Raw genomic sequence first — 16,433 nt, 5'->3', positions numbered from 1 at the left:
GAGGAATTGCGCGGCAATGAAACCAGCACGATCTCATCTTTAACTTGTGCTTTTCTGGTGCGCAATTTCAAGTATATGATTGCAATTGCTCGTCTCGAAATCAATAAGATTTTATGAACAGTAGCTAATCAATTGGGGCTACTCTGGACAGCCGCGTGGATCAGGCGTCCGCCGAAACACCGTTGAGAGACAACCGGGAAGAGTTCGAGAAGGTGGTGAGGCCCGAGGCAACGGCGGTCGTCGGGAGCGAACTGCCCAAATGGGCGGCGAAATCCACTAGGCGTAAGTCTCACTCAAGCAGAATGGAATATAACTCCTCAATCTTTAGGGGTCAGGCGATGACAAACGTGTTTGAAGTGGTCGACGAAGCGGGTGCGGTTCGCAACTACGTCGCCAAGTTCATGCGTCGGGAAGCGGACAAGTTGGTCGTAGAATACCGCGGGCTCAGATGCGGTTCGCAATCTCGCATATCCGCGACTGGTGCGCCGTAGAATAAGGCAGCATCGCTCCGAAGGAACCTGCCAGGAGTATGAAATAATGCCGAGCCGAGGTAGGATCATAGGTCTCATAGCGGAGAATGACGTTCACATCGACGGACTGGGTATACCTCCGGGGTTCTACTCGGCGACGGTGAGAACATCTCGTTCCTGCCAGCACCGGAAGAAAGCCCCGGAGACCACGTATGAGCTCCATCTGAACGCCCGCGACCTCAAAGCGGTCCGCGGTTTCATCGGAGAGGAACGCGGCGCCAGCATGGATGCGACATCAGCCGTCCAAAAGGGATACTTCATCATCGCCTAATGCGACCTCGCAATGCTCGGTCAATGCGGATGTTTCCGATCACATGAGACACGTTATCAGTCGGAGACAGTCGCTCTCTCGCTTCCGGCGTCGAGGGTCTTGTGAGGGGCCTGCATTATACGGTCAGTGCGCGAAGCCTCGTGCGGGTCCAGGATTTCGGTGAGATAGGCGCGCCAGCCTCAAAACGCCTGCCAGTCTTCAACGATCGCCGTGCTCCCTCTAGTTCGCCCAACTAAGCGCATGGTGGCCGGGGGATTCGACGTGGCAGCGGTTTGCATTTGGGAAGCCAGCCCAAGTTCAAAGCCCGATAACAACTGCGAAAGTTTCGCGCTTTCTTGTGCGAGGCCAGCCCCGGCAGCATTCATCTCCTCGACCATCGCCGCGTTCTGCTGAGTTGCCTGGTCCATGTGATTGACCGCCGAACTCACCTGCGACAGACCAGCAGACTGTTCCTGCGCGGCGGAAGCGATCGCGTCCATATGTGAAGCAACCGAGCCGACCAATTGCATAATTGCGCCAAGCCCATCACCAGTGTCACCCACTAGTCTCACACCATCGCTGACTGCCGCAGCGGAGTTGGCGATCAGTGTCTTGATCTCCTGAGCGGCGACTGCCGACCGTTGAGCAAGTTCACGCACTTCCTGGGCAACAACCGCGAAACCCTTGCCAGCATCGCCGGCCCGTGCTGCTTCGATGCCGGCGTTCAGTGCCAACAGATTGGTTTGAAAGGCGATATCGTCGATCACACCGATGATCTGGTTGATCTGTCGCGATGCGGTTTCAATCCGTTTCATGGCAGCGACGGCGTGGCGAACTACTTCGCCGGATTTGTCGGCGCGAAGGCGGACCGTTTGCACGACGTCACGCGCTTCGGCCGCGCGCCGGGATGTGGTATGTACATTGGAGGTAATCTCCTCAAGCGCAGCAGCCGTTTCTTCAAGTGAGGCCGCCTGTTGTTCGGTTCGTCTTGCAAGGTCGTCCGAGGCGCCGGAGATTTCCTGCGAGCCTCCCTCGACAGTTGCGACGGCCGCTCCAACGCCAAGCAGGGCGCTGCGAAGCTGTGAGATGGAGCCATTGAAGTCGTTGCGGAGGGCCTCGAATTGCTGCGCAAGCGGAGATTTGATCTCGCAAACCATGTCGCCAGTAGCAAGTTTGCGAAGGCTGCCTGCAAGCGCGGCAGTTGCCTGGTTCAAACGAGCGTCGGCTTCTTCATCCGCTATGCGCTGCATTTCGACGCGTTCGACCTCCATACGATGACGGTTCTCCGCGGCGTCTGCTTCGAGCTCTCGGTTTCGAATTGCGGCCTGACGAAACACCTCGACTGCATCGGCCATCTCGCCGATCTCATCCCCGCGTCTATCGTTGGCCTCGTGAAGCTCAAGATCCCCCGCTGCAAGCCGGCCCATCGACTCCACCATGTTCTTCAACGGCTTGATGATGCTGGTGACCATCTTAAAGCAGAAGAAAACGATGGCGGTGGTAACAGCGATGAAGGTGGCCACAAGGACAATGAGGGAGCGCATCGCACCATCGGCATGCTCGGCGGCAACCGTCGAGATCCCTCGCAACGTCTCGTCCTCGAGTGCCTTCATCGCCTCGATCCGGCTCGTCGCGGTCGCAAACCAGGTGGTGCTGTTCAGGCCAGCTAGACCAGTTCCTTGTCCCTTACCGATAATGACGGATCGCATCGCAGCCAGATCTTCAAGCGCGGAATTGTCCAGCGCCCTAGCGTAATTTGAACGGTCTACGGGGTTCTGCATAAAGAGGTAGGATTGAAGCAGTGCCGATTGGGCGCCGCCTGACTGGGCAAACCCCAGAAAACGTGGCTCGTCGACCTTGCCGGCGGTGATGAAGCCATTGCCGGTAGCGCGCTCCTGCCCGGCAAGTTCCTTCGCCTGCAGGAGTTGATTGAAGCCAATGAGACGCGAGGTGATGTCCGAGCCGACGTTTTGCAACGTGACCACTCGGGCAAGGTTCGTCAATCCGCCGATGATATTTGTATAGAACTGAAAACTGTCGGCACCAGATGCCGTGAATTGGTCGACTGATAGCCGAAAGGTTGCAACATTTCTGAGGTCGGCTTCCATATGCCTTATTTGCTCCAGAAGCCCCTCCGTCACAAATTGATTTTCGAGCAGCACGAACTGCTTGTACCCAGAAAGCACGTTGTCTGTTTGACGACGTGCGGTAGCCAATTCAGATTGATTTGTTCTCCCCTTCGAGCCTAGAAAACCTGCGCTGAGCCCACGCTCGATCTGCAACTGGTGAATAATGTTGCCGATCTCGCCGACCTGGGCGCTGGCGACTTCGATCTCTTGCATATGGAGATAAGTTTGCCACTTGTCCGAGATCTGGAGATAGAGAAGGCCGCCAAGTGCGGTCAGCGGAAGGAGCACGGCAGCCCAAAGGCGCGATGCAATCGAAAGATCAGTCGTCTTCATAGGAACTCCAGCATGAATTCAGACGCTGAGTTGCAGCGTATGAATTCCGGGAAACATAAGAAACAAGGATTGACGACTTCTTAATTCTGCGCAGACCAATGGTTTTTATTTAGATTGACGATAGTCAATATTCAAACATCTTTGGATGTTGCTTATTTTATACACAAGGTGTCGCCTTTTTTGGCGACGAAAGGGCGCGGTTTTTGCAGGTCTGGCGATCAAACAAGTTTCGTGACAGTCGCCTTGCAGGGATCAACTCACATTTGGACGGGAGAGAACGGCAGATAAGCAGCAAGGCTGATTGCTGATAGTGCGACGGTTATCGCAGCGGGTTGCTTCTTAACAGTTGAGCTGGCAAGGACCCCGGCCAGCACGATCAGAAATCCAAACCATGGTGTGTTGCCTGCGAAGGCCAGCCCGAAGGCCGACAAGCTGATCGCGGTTGCGGCGGTCGTAAGCGGCGCGGCCGCCAGCGAAGCGCTCGACGCTAAGTTAAAAATGCACGTGAAGCGGTTCCAGCTGAGGCTGATTGCAAGAACCAGTAATGCCGGCGAAATCACGTCCAGTCCCATCAGTGAAACCCTACCGCCTGGACCGGAACCTGGGTGACGTTGCTGACGTCTACGGCCTCATTTCCGCAGGCTGCCAAAGCTCCACCCACGGCGATAAGGACGGGACTGTCGTAGCCGATCTTCTCCATGCCGTTCGCAAGGTTCGCGAGATTGCCATGCCAATTGCGCTGAGTAGCGCGACTGACGTCGCTGACCACGATTACTCTGGTCGAAGGCTGCAGGCCCTCGCTGATCAGCCGTTCGGAAATGAGCGGCGCTGTCCGGCCGCCCATATAGAACACGGTTGTCGTACGGGGATCTGCGACGGTCGCCCAGTCGATGTCGGCGGGTAGTCCACCATGACGGGAATGGCCGGTGATGAAGCGTACCGATTGGGCATGGTCGCGGTGGGTGAGCGATATGCCGAGGCACGCGGCCATGGCGCTTGCAGCCGTGATACCGGGGATAACGTCGACGGGAATATTCTCTCGATTGAGATGGGCGATCTCTTCGCCGGCGCGCCCGAAGACCATCGGGTCGCCGGACTTGAGGCGGACGACGCGCTTGCCAGCCTTGGCGAAGGCCAACATCGTTGCGTTGATGTCTTCCTGTTTGCAGCTTTCGCGGCCGCCGCGTTTCCCGACCAGCATGCGTTTGGCCTCGCGGCGGGCAAGTTCAAGCACCTCGCCTGAGACAAGATCATCAAACAGGATCACATCGGCAGCTTGAAGGGCGCGGACCGCTTTTAACGTCAGTAACTCGGCGTCGCCCGGACCGGCGCCCACGAGTGTGACGCGGCCGGCATTGCCCGCATTGCTGCGGATACGATCTGCATCTGCGATGAGGCCACGCATTGTATTCACATCCGGCTCGCCAGCGCCGAAGGCGCGATCAACGAAACGTTCCCAGAAGTTTCGACGTTGAACCGAGGTGAGGGTGTCCGTCACATAGGTACGGGCGGCCTGGGCGAGTTGAGCCCAGGATTTGAGGGACTGCGGAAGGAGCGTTTCAATCCGCCGGCGGATGGCCTGGCCGAGGATGGGAGCGGCGCCATCGGTCGAGATGCCGATCACCACGGGTGAACGGTTGACGATAGAGCCGAACTTGAATTGGCAGAATGCCGGTTTGTCGATGACGTTGACGGGAATTCCGGCGGCTGCCGCGCGCTCGTGAAAGCCGCGCGCTTCTTCTTCAGTCTCGCAGTCGCCGACAGCCAAGGCAAAGCTCTTGAAATATGCCGTCTGCCAAGGCGCATCGTGGTGGACAAACTGGTCAAGATTCTCCTCGAAGACGTCGGAAAGCTCGTCCGCAGGGCAGAAGACGTGTACCTCCGCGCCGGCGGCCGCCAGCAGTTCAGCCTTCCACGCTGCACCATCGCTCCCACCGGCGACCAGAACGGATTTTCCCTTGAGATCAAAGAACACCGGTAGCGAAGCGAGCGTAGCGATACGCTCCTGTCGATCACTCTGCGGCTTGACGGAGGCAACCATCGATAACCCCTTTGATTTCGAGGCGGCAGGAGCCGCAATTGGTTCCGGCATTGAGTTGCTTGCCGACCGCTTCGACCGTGTGACAGCCGCCCGCGACTGCGCCCACGATCTGATTGACGCCGACCGAGAAGCAGGAGCAAACGGTTGCTCCGGGGTCCATCTGATTTGCGCCCGGCCGACCGGCAAGAACCGCTACGCGTGCCCGCATCGTCTCAAGTCGTAGACCGAGTTGCTTCACGGCCCAGTCGCGCGACACGCCGACAGGTTCCGGTGCGGCGTAAAAAGCGAGCAGCAACCGCTCTCCGTCAAAGAAGCCGTGACGCTGCTGCGTCGGGCCGTCTGCATAGGCGAGATGCTCGCCGTGATCCCAAAGACCAAAGGTCCCGCGGCACCACGCCTCGATATCGTCGAGCGGCTTGTCGAAGCCAAATTCCACGCGCCAGCCGGCTTCCGCCTTGGCAATTGCCCAATAGGGCGCATTCAGGCGCTCGGGGCGCGAGGCGACAACCGCAAAACCGTAGTATGTGATGTCGGCGGGGCTGACCTTGACGCCAACGTTCTTCAGTGCGGGCTGGCCGGAAACGGGGTCCGTGCGTGGCGCGAGCAAGGCATCCACGCGCGCGTTAGCCGAATACTCGTCATTCCAATGCATCGGCACGAACACACTGCCACGCGGTTGCCGCTCCGTGATCAGTGCTCGAAGCACAACGGAACCGAAGGCGTTCTCCAGTCTCACCAACCCAGCCTTGCCGATCAGGAGCTCGGTGGCATCGGCCGGATTGATTTCGACAAATGGCTCGGCGAGATGCGAGGAGAGCCTCGCTGCCTTGCCGGTGCGGGTCATGGTATGCCATTGGTCGCGGATGCGTCCGGTATTGAGAATGAAGGGCGTGTCCTTGCTGGTACGCTCCTCGCGCTCGGATCTTACGGGAATGAACCTGGCCTTGCGGTCGGGCGTGTAGAACTCACCATTGGCGAAGAAGCGCGTGGCGCCTTCGGGGGTGCCTTCGCGATGTGGCCATTGGAACGGTGTCATTGCCTCGAAGGCATCGGGTGAGATCTGGGCTTTCGCGCCGATGTCAAAGTCACGGGCGCCGTCATTTTCGAACCCTGAAAGAGCAGCGTGCTCAACGAAAATTTCGACCGGACTTCTGTAATCGAAGCCGTTGAAGCCCAGGCGCTTGGCGACCTCCGCCATCTGCCACCAGTCTGGCCTTGCTTCGCCAGGCAGATCGAGGAAATTGCGCTGGCGGGAAATGCGCCGCTCGGAGTTGGTGACAGTTCCGTCCTTCTCACCCCAACCGGCTGCAGGTAGCAGCACATGGGCGAAGGCGGCGGTATCGGTGTTCTTTTGGATGTCGGAAACAACCACGAAGGGGCAGTTGCGGATGGCTTCTCGCACCCGGTTGGCATCCGGCATCGAGACGACCGGATTGGTGGCCATGATCCAGAGAGCCTTGATGCGTCCATCGGCAACGGCCTCGAACATTTCGACCGCCTTGAGGCCGGGTCTTGCCGCGATCGTCGGCGATATCCAGAAACGCTGGACGCGATCGCGCGCGGCCTCGTCCTCTATGTTCATGTGGGCTGCTAACATGTTTGCGAGACCGCCCACCTCGCGGCCACCCATCGCATTGGGCTGACCGGTCAGCGAGAAGGGGCCCATGCCCGGCCGGCCGATGCGCCCGGTTGCCAGATGACAGTTGATGATCGCATTGACCTTGTCGCTGCCGATCGAAGACTGGTTGACGCCCTGGCTGTAGCAGGTGACGACCTTTTCCGTCGTCTCGAACAGGCCATAAAATGCCAGCAGTTCGGCGATGGATAGACCTGTTTCCGCCGAGATATCCGACAGGCTCCTGGCTTGCGCAGCTCCAAGCGCCTCCTGGAAGCCAATCGTATGGGCGGATACATAGCCTTGATCGAACGCCGACGATCCGGCGAGATGGGCGAGCAACCCGTTGAAGAGGGCAACGTCGCCATCGCTCTTGATCATCAAGTGCATGTCGGCGAGATCGGCGCTGACGGAGCGGCGAGGGTCGATGGTGACGATCTTCAGGTCCGGCCGGCTTTGCTTTGCCGCCTGAATGCGCTGGTTGAGGACGGGATGACACCAGGCAAGGTTCGAACCAACAAGGACGATCAGCTCGGCGAGCTCCAGATCCTCGTAGCAACCGGGGACCGTGTCCGAGCCGAAAGCGCGGCGATGGCCGGCGACGGAGGAGGCCATGCAAAGTCGAGAATTGGTGTCGATGTTGGCCGAGCCGATGAAGCCTTTCATCAGCTTGTTGGCGACATAGTAGTCCTCGGTGAGGCATTGGCCCGAAACATAAAAGGCGACCGAGTCCGGCCCGTGCTCGGCGATGGTGTCACGGAATTTCGAGGCCACAAGATCGAGGGCCTCACCCCACCTTACGCTCGTTCCATGGATCTCCGGGTGGAGCGCCCTTCCGTCCATCGACAAGGTTTCAGCGAGCGCCGACCCCTTTGAGCAGAGCCTGCCGAAGTTGGCGGGATGATCGGTGTCGCCACGGACGGTAACGGCGCCGCTGTCATCCACAGTTGCGATTACGCCGCAGCCGACGCCGCAATAGGGACAGGTGGTCTTGACCTCCCGCTCCATCACTATTCCGCCGCCATCATGAGGCTTTCGAGCGCGATGAAGAGGGCACCATCATCGTTGCGAAGCGCGATCGTCTTCACCGCCCCCTCATCCGCGCCGAGCGCCTTGCCGGTCTCCAGCGATATCACCCAGTTGTGCAGCGGGCAGGTCACGGCTTTGCCATGAACGATGCCCTGCGAGAGTGGACCGCCCTTGTGCGGGCAATGATCCTCGATGGCAAACACCTCGTTTTCCGCGGTGCGGAACACGGCGATCTTGCCTTGAGGGGTTTTGACGCAGCGCGCACCGCGCAGCGGAATGTCGGCGATATTTCCAATAGCAAACCAGGTCATGGCCGACCTCCTATTCCGCAGCTTCTGGATAACCGACGGTCGCCATCGGCCGGAACTCGTGCTTGTCCTTGCCGGAGACACGCTCCGACCAGGGGTCGACCTGGGCGAATTTCTGGCTGAAGACGAAGCGATCGAAATAGGCCTTGCGCTTTTCCGCATCGCCCATGATCTGGCGGCGGATCTCGTCGAGGCCGATGCGTTTCGCCCATTTGTAGATGCGCTCGAGATAGCGGGCCTGTTCGCGATACATCTGCGTCAGCGCCACGATATGCTCCAGCGCCTCGTCCTCGGTCTTCACCAGACCGAGCACTTCCGTGCCCTTGATGTCGAGGCCGGCGGCACCGGCAAAATGGATCTCGAAGCCCGAGTCGACGCAGACGACGCCGATGTCCTTGCAGGTGGCTTCCGCGCAATTGCGGGGACAGCCGGAGACCGCCATCTTCAGCTTGGCCGGCGTCCAGGAACCCCACATGAACTTTTCGATGCGGATGCCGAGCCCCGTCGAATCCTGGGTACCGAAGCGGCACCAGTCGGAGCCGACGCAGGTCTTCACCGTGCGCAGCCCCTTGGCATAGGCCTGGCCGGAGACGAAACCGGCCTTGCCGAGATCCGCCCAAACCGCCGGCAGGTCTTCCTTCTCGATGCCGAGCAGGTCGATGCGCTGGCCGCCGGTCACCTTGACGAGGGGGATCTCGAATTTGTCGACGACGTCGGCGATTGCTCGCAGCTCTTGGGCATTTGTGACGCCGCCCCACATGCGCGGCACCACCGAATAGGTGCCGTCCTTCTGGATGTTGGCGTGGACGCGCTCGTTGATGAAACGAGACTGGTAGTCGTCGGCATATTCGTCCGGCCAGTCGCAGACGAGATAGTAGTTGAGCGCCGGGCGGCACTTGGCGCAGCCGCAGGAGGTCTTCCACTCCAGCTCCTGCATGACCGCAGGAATGGTCTTCAGACCCTTGGCCTTGATCAGCCGGCGAACATCGTCATGGCCGAGTTCGGTGCAGGTGCACATCGGCTGAACGGCGGCCGGATTGTAGGTGTCGCCGAGCGTCAGCGTCATCAGTTGCTCAACAAGGCCGGTGCAGGAGCCGCAGGAGGCGGACGCCTTGGTATGGGCGCGCACGTCGTCAAGCGAGGTCAGGTTCTTTCCGGTGATCGTCGAGACGATCTTGCCCTTGCAGACGCCGTTGCAGCCGCAGATCTCCGCATCATCCGGCAAGGCTGCAACGGCCGCCATAGGGTCCAGCGGGGACCCTCCCTGGTAGGCCTGACCGAAGATCAAGGTTTCCCGCATATCGGAAATATCGGTCTGCTTCTTCTTGAGATCGTTGAACCACGCACCGTCGGCGGTTTCACCGTAAAGCACCGTGCCGATGATGCGGTTGTCCTTGAGAACCAGCCGCTTGTAGACGCCGCCCGCTGCATCACGCAGCACGATCTCCTCGCGGTCATCGCCATCAGCGAAATCGCCGAGTGAAAAGAGGTTAATGCCGGTGACCTTCAGCTTCGTCGGCGTATCGGAGTGGACGAAGGCAGGCGAGCGATCGCCGGCAAGGTGGGAGGCGGCGACGCGCGCCATCTCATAGAGTGGAGCGACGAGACCATAGACCATGCCGCCGACCTCGGCGCATTCGCCGAGCGCCATGATGTCCCCATCGGAGGTCATCATGCCGTCGTCGACGACGATGCCGCGGTTGACCGCAAGGCCGGCGTCCTTGGCTATACCCGCATTCGGTCGGATACCGACTGCCATCACCACCAGTGTCGCAGGAATGATCGTGCCGTTGTCGAGTTCGATGCCCTCGACCTTACCGTCGCCAATGATGGCCTTCGTGTTGGCCTTACAGATGACCTTGATGCCGCGATCTTCGACAGCCTTCTGCAGCAGGTAGCCGGCGGCCGGATCGAGCTGCCGCTCCATCAAGGTCGGCATGACGTGTAGGACAGTGACGTCCATGCCGCGCGAGGCAAGGCCGGCTGCCGCTTCGAGGCCGAGAAGACCGCCGCCGATGACGACCGCCTTTTCGCGGGACTGGGCGGCAAGCAACATTGCCTGCACGTCGTCGAGATCGCGATAGGTGATGACGCCGGGCAGATCCTTGCCGGGCACCGGAATGATAAAGGGCACCGAACCGGTCGCGATCACCAGCTTGTCATAGCTTTCGGTCACACCGTGATCGGAGGTCACGGTTTTCTTGGCGCGGTCGATCGCAACGATCTTATGGCCCTTATAGAGCGTAATGCCGTGTTTGATGTACCACCCATCGCCGTGGATGATGATTTCCTCATAGTCTTTCTCGCCCGAGAGCACTGGCGAGAGCATGATGCGGTCGTAATTGACGCGCGGCTCGGCATTAAAGATCGTGACCTGGTACTGCTCTGGAGCCTGTTCGAATAGGTGCTCCAGCATGCGTCCGGGCGCCATGCCGTTGCCGATGATGACGAGCTTCTGGGTCATAGTTCCAATTCCTAGGTTAGGCAGTTGCCGTGGCGGTCGCGGAATGCGCCCGACGTTGCATCCGCATTACGGACACGTGCATCCAGATGAGAGAGATCGCGACGATCGCAAACAGCAGCAGAAAGCAACTGGACCACAGGCCGGTCATGTCCTTGAGAAGGCCGAAGGCGATTGGGAGCAAGAAGCCGCCGAGGCCACCCATCATGCCGACGATGCCGCCGACGGCGCCGACGTTCTCCGGGTAATAGGCCGGGATGTGCTTGTAGACGGCGGCCTTGCCGAGGCTCATGACGAAACCGAGCACGAAGACCGTTACGATGAAAACGGCGGGCGTGATGCCGAAGGCATGCCCCTCGCTCGCTGCCGGCAGTGACAGGATCAGTGTAGCCACGGCAGAGGCGCCGAGCATCCAGTACATGACCGTGCGCGCGCCCTTGCGGTCTGAGAGCATGCCGCCGAAGGCGCGGAAGATGCTGCCGGGGATGGAATAGGCGGCGGCAACCATGCCAGCCACGGCAATATCGAAGCCATAGACGCCGACCAGATAGCGCGGCAGCCAGAGCGAAAGAGCGACGAAGCCGCCGAAAGCGAAGAAGTAGTAGAGCGAGAAGCGCCAGACCTGAACGTTCTTCAGTGGAGCGAATTCCTGCAGAAGGCTCTTGGATACGACGCCGCGATTCCGGCGCTTACGGAATGCAGGATCGTCGGTCGTCGAAAACCAGAAAATGATCGCCGTTGCCGCCAGCACTAGGGCCCAGATCTCGGCAACTGTCTGCCACCCCCATGCGATCAGCACGAACGGTGCTGCGAACTTCGTAACGGCCGCGCCGACGTTGCCTGCGCCGAAGATGCCGAGTGCTGTTCCTTGTCTTTCCGGCGGAAAGAACGGTGAAACGTAAGCGACCCCAACCGCAAAGGATCCTCCGGCGAGACCGACGCCCAGGCCCGCAATGAGCATCTCCGTGTACGTCGTGGCATAGCTCAGCAGGAAGGTCGCCAATGCCGATGCCAGCATGGTGAGCGTGTAGACCAAACGACCACCATAACGCCCGGTCCAAATTCCAAGGACGAGACGGACGACAGATCCGGTCAGGATGGGCGTGCCAACCAACAAGCCGAACTGCGCCTCGGAGAGGCCGAGGTCCTGCTTGATGCGAACACCGATGATCGCAAAGATCGTCCACACTGCGAAACACACCGTGAAGGCAGCCGTGGAGATCCACAGTGCTTTCGCAGGTTCGCCGGTATACATCGAACAGCTTCTCTTAGAACTAGACATGACTTCTCCGTGGCCCGACGAGGTCGTGCCCATGAAACGTTGAGGGTCAGAAACGAAAAAAAGCCGCACGTCAGGGCGCGCGCACGAATGTACGCGGGATATCCTGCTCAGCGGCTTTGCTTGAGGCGCCCGTCGTTGGACGCTGTGCGGCCTTTCGGCTCAGAAACTATTAAGCAAGGCGCATGCCAGTTTCAGAAATGGTATGGTTTCGCGCCTTTTTGGGGAAATCCTGCCCGAACTGGACTGAGGCGGTGGCCAAATCATTAGCTGGCGGCGCTAAAAATTGTGCACTGCACAGTTTATGAGCAGAGTTCACAGCTGCTTTTGGGCAGCGAGATATTCTTCGATGCGATCGGGATCAAACAGGTTGCCGTCGAAAAAGCCGTCAGGACCGAGCGTCAGGGCGCCGCTGGAGCCGACCGGCGTCTCCATGCGCAACGCACCTTCCACTTTGGAGCTTGCGGCCGGCATCGCGAGACCCAGGGTCTTCAGGGCGCTCCGGTAAATATCCGGTCTATAGGTATTGCCGGCGACCCGCTGATGAGGATCGGCATGCGCGACCTGGCCCCAGCGAACCATCTGCGTATAGAACCAGAGTGCGTGGCTCTTCCATGGAAACGTCGCCGCTTTTGCGTTCGGGACAAAAAAATCCTTCACTGTCTGCGTGTAGCGCAGGCCAATTTTGAGCTCGCCCGTCAGCGCCGGTCGCAGCCATTCCGCGGACTTGTTTATGTAGGCGTGTCCCGAGAGCAACCGGGCGAGTTCCTCATGGTTGGCCGGCTCGGCGCACCATACGGACGCATTGTAGATCGCTCTCAGCAGAGCGGCGAGCGCTTCGGGATGACTATCAGCCCAACGTGCGTTCACACCGAGCACCTTTTCCGGACTGGACTTCCATATCGCTGCCTTGACGGTCGCGAGATGCGCTCCCCGTTTGAGAACGCCAAATGTGTTCCAGGGTTCGCCGGCGCAATAGCCGTCAATTGTCCCGTCTTTCAGTGCGTTCCCCATATCCGCGGGAGGCAGTGTTACAATTTCGACCTCGCGTTCGGGATCGATGCCACTCGCGGCAAGCCAGTACCGCAATTCGTAATTATGCGCGGAGTAGGGATGCACGACCCCGAACCGAAGCCTCTCTTCTGTCCTTTGCGTGATCACTTGCCGCAAGGCGCCGCCGCTTGAGCGGGCATCGAGGTCAGCGGTCGCACCGTTGTCGACCATCTGCCACCAAAGGCCGCCCGATACGGTAACGGCATTGCCGCCAAGCCCAAGTGCCATGGGGACGATCATTCGCGGGGCAGGCGCAGTGAGCCCAAGATTGCAGGCAATCGGCATAGGTGCGAGGATGTGGGCGACCTCGAAATGTCCGACCGCCAACCTGTCCCTGACAGTTGCCCAGGAGCGCTCGCGGACGAGCGTGAGGTCCACCTGCTCAACGTTCGCAAAGCCCTTCTCTTTGGCGACGATCAGGAGAGCACTGTCCAGAAGCGGCAGGAAGCCCGCTGTGATTTCGTGCCTGTACTTCTTCATACATCAGCTCCTGGATCGAGCAGGCTAGCCGCGGTGATAAGGCTTTGAGCGATCTCGACGATTTTCCGGTTCTGAGTCATGGCCGTGCGTCGAAGCAACGCGTATGCTTCCTTCTCAGAAAGCCCACGGGTGCGCATCAGTAACCCTTTGGCACGGTCGATCAACTTGCGGTTTTCCAACTCGCCACGCGCTTCTTCAAGCTCCCGGCTCAGTCGCGAAAACGCATTGAAGCGGCTGATAGCCATTTTAAGAATGGGACGCACGCGTTCCTGCTTCAGGCCGTCGACGATGTATGCTGACACGCCAGCGTCGACCGCAGCTTCGATCGATGCTTCATCGGACTTGTCCACGAACATTGCGATGGGACGTTTGACCGCCCGCGATATCTGGAACATGCTTTCCAACATGTCCCGGTTAGGATTCTCGAGATCGATGACGATGACATCAGGGTCGATCTCGGTGATCCTCCTGGCGAGACCATTCATGTCAGCGATGATTGTAACCTGAACATATCCTGCATCGCGCAACCCGTCTTCAATGACTGATGCCCGAATGCGATTCTCATCAATGACCAGTACGTTCAGGCTGCTAGGTTTCATGAAGGCGACGACACAGATTTACCGACATTCAAATTCTGGCCTGCGGTTGATAGAAATAAAGCGACATCGCTAAACGAAGCGGTCGACTACCGCGAGTCGACGCTGGAGCACCCCTCTCGGATATCGAGCAAGCGATCTCTCTCGTCCGGAGGTTTACAATCCAACCGGCGTTGCTGATGCACGTTGGCTGCAAATCTCACGAAAGGGAAGGTCTGATTTCCCGGTTTGGGTACGCTTCCGAAAAAAGGGTTGTTGGGGCGCAGTCTTTCAAGTCGCGGGCGACCCTAAGCCTGCCGCTTTCGGCTCGCCGCTTTTAGCATTTTCATCGCCACAACGGCTATCGCGCGGTGAGCAGGTGGGATATCGATTCGAGACGCTAACCGCGTAATATTTGGGGGCCGCTTTCTCCCCTGTCAGGGCACTCGCTACCAACAAATGGAATGGAAATGCCGCACATAGCTGTGAAGATGTTCCCCGGCCGCACGGAGGAACAGAAGCAGGAATTCGCCGCGAAAGTAGTCGAAGCCGCGAAAGCGATCTTGGGTTCAAGTGACGCTTCCCTTTCCGTTTCCATCTCCGAAGTGGAACCGGCGGAGTGGGATACAAGAGTTTATGATCCCGAAATCGTGGCTAACGAGAGTATGCTCTATAAACGGCCGGGTTACGGCGCTCTATCACAATCATAACGGTAGACCGCGCAAGGGCTCTCATGTGTGGGGCCGCCAACGTCCGTTCAGCGCTTTGACGGGAGGGGCTCCGTAAAACACCGTTCGCTGAGCTCACGCCGTCGCGAGATTCTCGAACGTAAGGCTGATTCAGCTGGAGCCGCAAATCGCTCTGAGATGTCGATACCCAGCACGACGACCAGCCGATCGAGGAGGTCCATAGTCGGGGTTGTATTCGCCTGTCTTTTTACCGCCGATTGCTGCGGTGGTTTCATGGCGTGATGCTCGCGCACGTGTCGAGCCGGTCGCGCAGCATGAAAGTGGCGATGAAAAGGCCCGAGCCAACAACAGCGCGTAGCCCCCGAGTATGACCCCGCACGGCACCACGAAATTCAGTTGCGGTGCAGCGCCGAGGATGACCGGCACGCTCCAGGAGACAATCGAAATCACGCCGCACCCTATCAGCGAGACTGGTAACTTGTCTGGGACTAAGCGGCGCGCAGGAGCGGCGGTTTTGGTTGAACAGGGAAGGCACCACCACTCAAGATGGCTGGCCCGTTGGATTGGTCGTAAACAAACCAAACATCCAGGTGTGGACGTGGGTGACTATAGCGTTGAACATTCGCATGGTCCGGGGGCGCCGGATGACTGCGAGCCTGAACAGTAACCATCCGTGACAGTGCTGCCGACGTTTCCTGCATAAAAAGCCGGTTTCATCCGCCCGTTAGAAAACATGTGCTGGTTGGCGCGACATGGCTCCCGCTCGCCGTTCGCCACCAAGATTATCGCCCAGTGGCAGAGCGGTATTTTGTCACGTCGCATCTTCGCGTTAATGTGGTATTTAATATGCTACATTAACGGAGAGCGCCCATGGATACGGACGAAGTACGCAAGCCTACGGTTTTTTCTGGCGAGCAGGTGAGCGGCAGAGATCTCAATGGCAGCAGCCTGATGCCGATGCTCGTCGTCGGGCTTGTGCTGGTTGCAATTGGCTACGCGGCCGTGATGATCTTTGTCTAGGCAGCCGTTTCAGGGGTGGGAGGGGCGTAACCTACGAGGCGGGCGCCCCTTAAATGCGCTCCACTGGATAGGGGAAGCAGAGCCAGGCTGGTTGGCGGGCCACCGTAGAGAGGCTGCCTCCGGGACCGTTTGCGGCCTATCGCTGTTGGTGGCCTGTTTCTACCGCTGCGCGGTGTGTGGGATTGTGGAAAGAACGTCTACGCGCTGTGTCCTGACTGAGCCGTCCGCCTCGACGATTGCCTGCCAGCGCCGATTGCCGCAGCGCACAGAAAGGCGCCAGCGGCCGTCATCCTCTCCTACCCCGCGTTCCACACGGGAGGAGACCAGGCCGCGGCGCATGTAGTCGCGCAAGGTTTGCGTCGGCCAGCTGAAGCGTGCCGCAAGCATCTCTGCCGGCAACAGGAATTCGCCTGCTGCATCGCGGGAAAGAACGAGCGGCTGAGTGTTGATTTCCATCATGACAGCGTCTCGCGCGCAGTCGGCGCAACGAGCAAGGAACCCTTGCCGCCGTCGAAGGCGATGGCAAGGCGAACGCAATGGACGATGCGCGGCGCCCGGTCGAGCAGGTGCATGGCGAACTCCGGCGGATGCGGCATGTGGAGCGCAGCAATCATCAATCCCGATACCATCCAGTCCCCCTT

14 protein-coding genes are annotated in these 16,433 nt (G+C 59.3%); 3 read left to right on the top strand and 11 right to left on the bottom strand.

The features are described from left to right. Positions 1 to 537 precede the first annotated feature (537 nt). Positions 538 to 801 carry a hypothetical protein gene (locus tag AC3WWH_RS28980; protein WP_492377351.1) on the top strand — a complete coding sequence of 88 codons (264 nt, stop codon included), beginning with the start codon at positions 538 to 540 and terminating at the stop codon, positions 799 to 801. Positions 802 to 980: 179 nt separating this feature from the next. Here the strand turns inward: AC3WWH_RS28980 and AC3WWH_RS28975 are convergent, their stop codons facing one another. From AC3WWH_RS28975 to AC3WWH_RS28935, 9 genes are all read right to left on the bottom strand, one after another. Next, positions 981 to 3,242: a methyl-accepting chemotaxis protein gene (locus AC3WWH_RS28975; protein ID WP_492377350.1), complete on the bottom strand. Its 2,262-nt coding sequence runs from the start codon at positions 3,240 to 3,242 to the stop codon at positions 981 to 983. A 257-nt stretch (positions 3,243 to 3,499) separates the two neighbouring features. Further along, positions 3,500 to 3,814, bottom strand: a complete 315-nt coding sequence (locus tag AC3WWH_RS28970; protein WP_058320861.1) for a hypothetical protein — start codon at positions 3,812 to 3,814, stop codon at positions 3,500 to 3,502. Next, a complete protein-coding gene (gene cysG / locus AC3WWH_RS28965; protein WP_058320860.1) occupies positions 3,814 to 5,283 on the bottom strand; it encodes a siroheme synthase CysG in 1,470 nt (489 codons plus the stop codon). Before cysG ends, AC3WWH_RS28970 begins: the two co-directional genes overlap by 1 nt. Continuing rightward, positions 5,255 to 7,906 (bottom strand): nitrate reductase, encoded by a 2,652-nt coding sequence (locus AC3WWH_RS28960; RefSeq protein WP_058320859.1) that lies wholly within the window; start codon positions 7,904 to 7,906, stop codon positions 5,255 to 5,257. Before AC3WWH_RS28960 ends, cysG begins: the two co-directional genes overlap by 29 nt. 2 nt (positions 7,907 to 7,908) lie before the next feature. Beyond that, the gene (nirD, locus tag AC3WWH_RS28955; protein WP_058320858.1) at positions 7,909 to 8,238 is read right to left on the bottom strand and encodes a nitrite reductase small subunit NirD; all 330 of its coding nucleotides are present in this window, start codon (positions 8,236 to 8,238) and stop codon (positions 7,909 to 7,911) included. A 10-nt stretch (positions 8,239 to 8,248) separates the two neighbouring features. Beyond that, entirely contained in the window at positions 8,249 to 10,699 is a 2,451-nt protein-coding gene (gene nirB / locus AC3WWH_RS28950) for a nitrite reductase large subunit NirB (protein ID WP_492377349.1), read from the bottom strand. 16 nt (positions 10,700 to 10,715) lie between these two features. Next, complete coding sequence (locus AC3WWH_RS28945) at positions 10,716 to 11,978, bottom strand: MFS transporter (protein ID WP_058324284.1); 1,263 nt, start codon at positions 11,976 to 11,978, stop codon at positions 10,716 to 10,718. Positions 11,979 to 12,290: 312 nt separating this feature from the next. After that, positions 12,291 to 13,508, bottom strand: coding sequence for a CmpA/NrtA family ABC transporter substrate-binding protein (locus AC3WWH_RS28940; RefSeq protein WP_058324283.1), 1,218 nt, complete (start codon positions 13,506 to 13,508; stop codon positions 12,291 to 12,293). Then, positions 13,505 to 14,107, bottom strand: a complete 603-nt coding sequence (locus AC3WWH_RS28935; protein ID WP_058324282.1) for an ANTAR domain-containing response regulator — start codon at positions 14,105 to 14,107, stop codon at positions 13,505 to 13,507. Before AC3WWH_RS28935 ends, AC3WWH_RS28940 begins: the two co-directional genes overlap by 4 nt. A gap of 446 nt (positions 14,108 to 14,553) precedes the next feature. Here AC3WWH_RS28935 and AC3WWH_RS28930 point away from each other — a divergent pair, with 446 nt between their 5' ends. Continuing rightward, positions 14,554 to 14,793: a tautomerase family protein gene (locus AC3WWH_RS28930; protein WP_058324294.1), complete on the top strand. Its 240-nt coding sequence runs from the start codon at positions 14,554 to 14,556 to the stop codon at positions 14,791 to 14,793. A gap of 849 nt (positions 14,794 to 15,642) precedes the next feature. Further along, the gene (locus AC3WWH_RS28925) at positions 15,643 to 15,792 is read left to right on the top strand and encodes a hypothetical protein (protein WP_197417427.1); all 150 of its coding nucleotides are present in this window, start codon (positions 15,643 to 15,645) and stop codon (positions 15,790 to 15,792) included. A 159-nt stretch (positions 15,793 to 15,951) separates the two neighbouring features. Here AC3WWH_RS28925 and AC3WWH_RS28920 read toward each other — a convergent pair whose 3' ends face one another. Both AC3WWH_RS28920 and AC3WWH_RS28915 read right to left on the bottom strand, forming a co-directional pair. Beyond that, a complete protein-coding gene (locus AC3WWH_RS28920; protein ID WP_245299251.1) occupies positions 15,952 to 16,251 on the bottom strand; it encodes a DUF6522 family protein in 300 nt (99 codons plus the stop codon). After that, the gene (locus tag AC3WWH_RS28915) at positions 16,248 to 16,421 is read right to left on the bottom strand and encodes a hypothetical protein (protein WP_156433207.1); all 174 of its coding nucleotides are present in this window, start codon (positions 16,419 to 16,421) and stop codon (positions 16,248 to 16,250) included. Before AC3WWH_RS28915 ends, AC3WWH_RS28920 begins: the two co-directional genes overlap by 4 nt. Positions 16,422 to 16,433 lie beyond the last annotated feature (12 nt).

The sequence above is a fragment of the Ensifer sp. EB106-03-01-XG145 genome, assembly GCF_058792075.1.
Note: the sequence above shows the minus strand (reverse complement) of the source record. Positions and strands in the feature narration are given on the sequence as shown.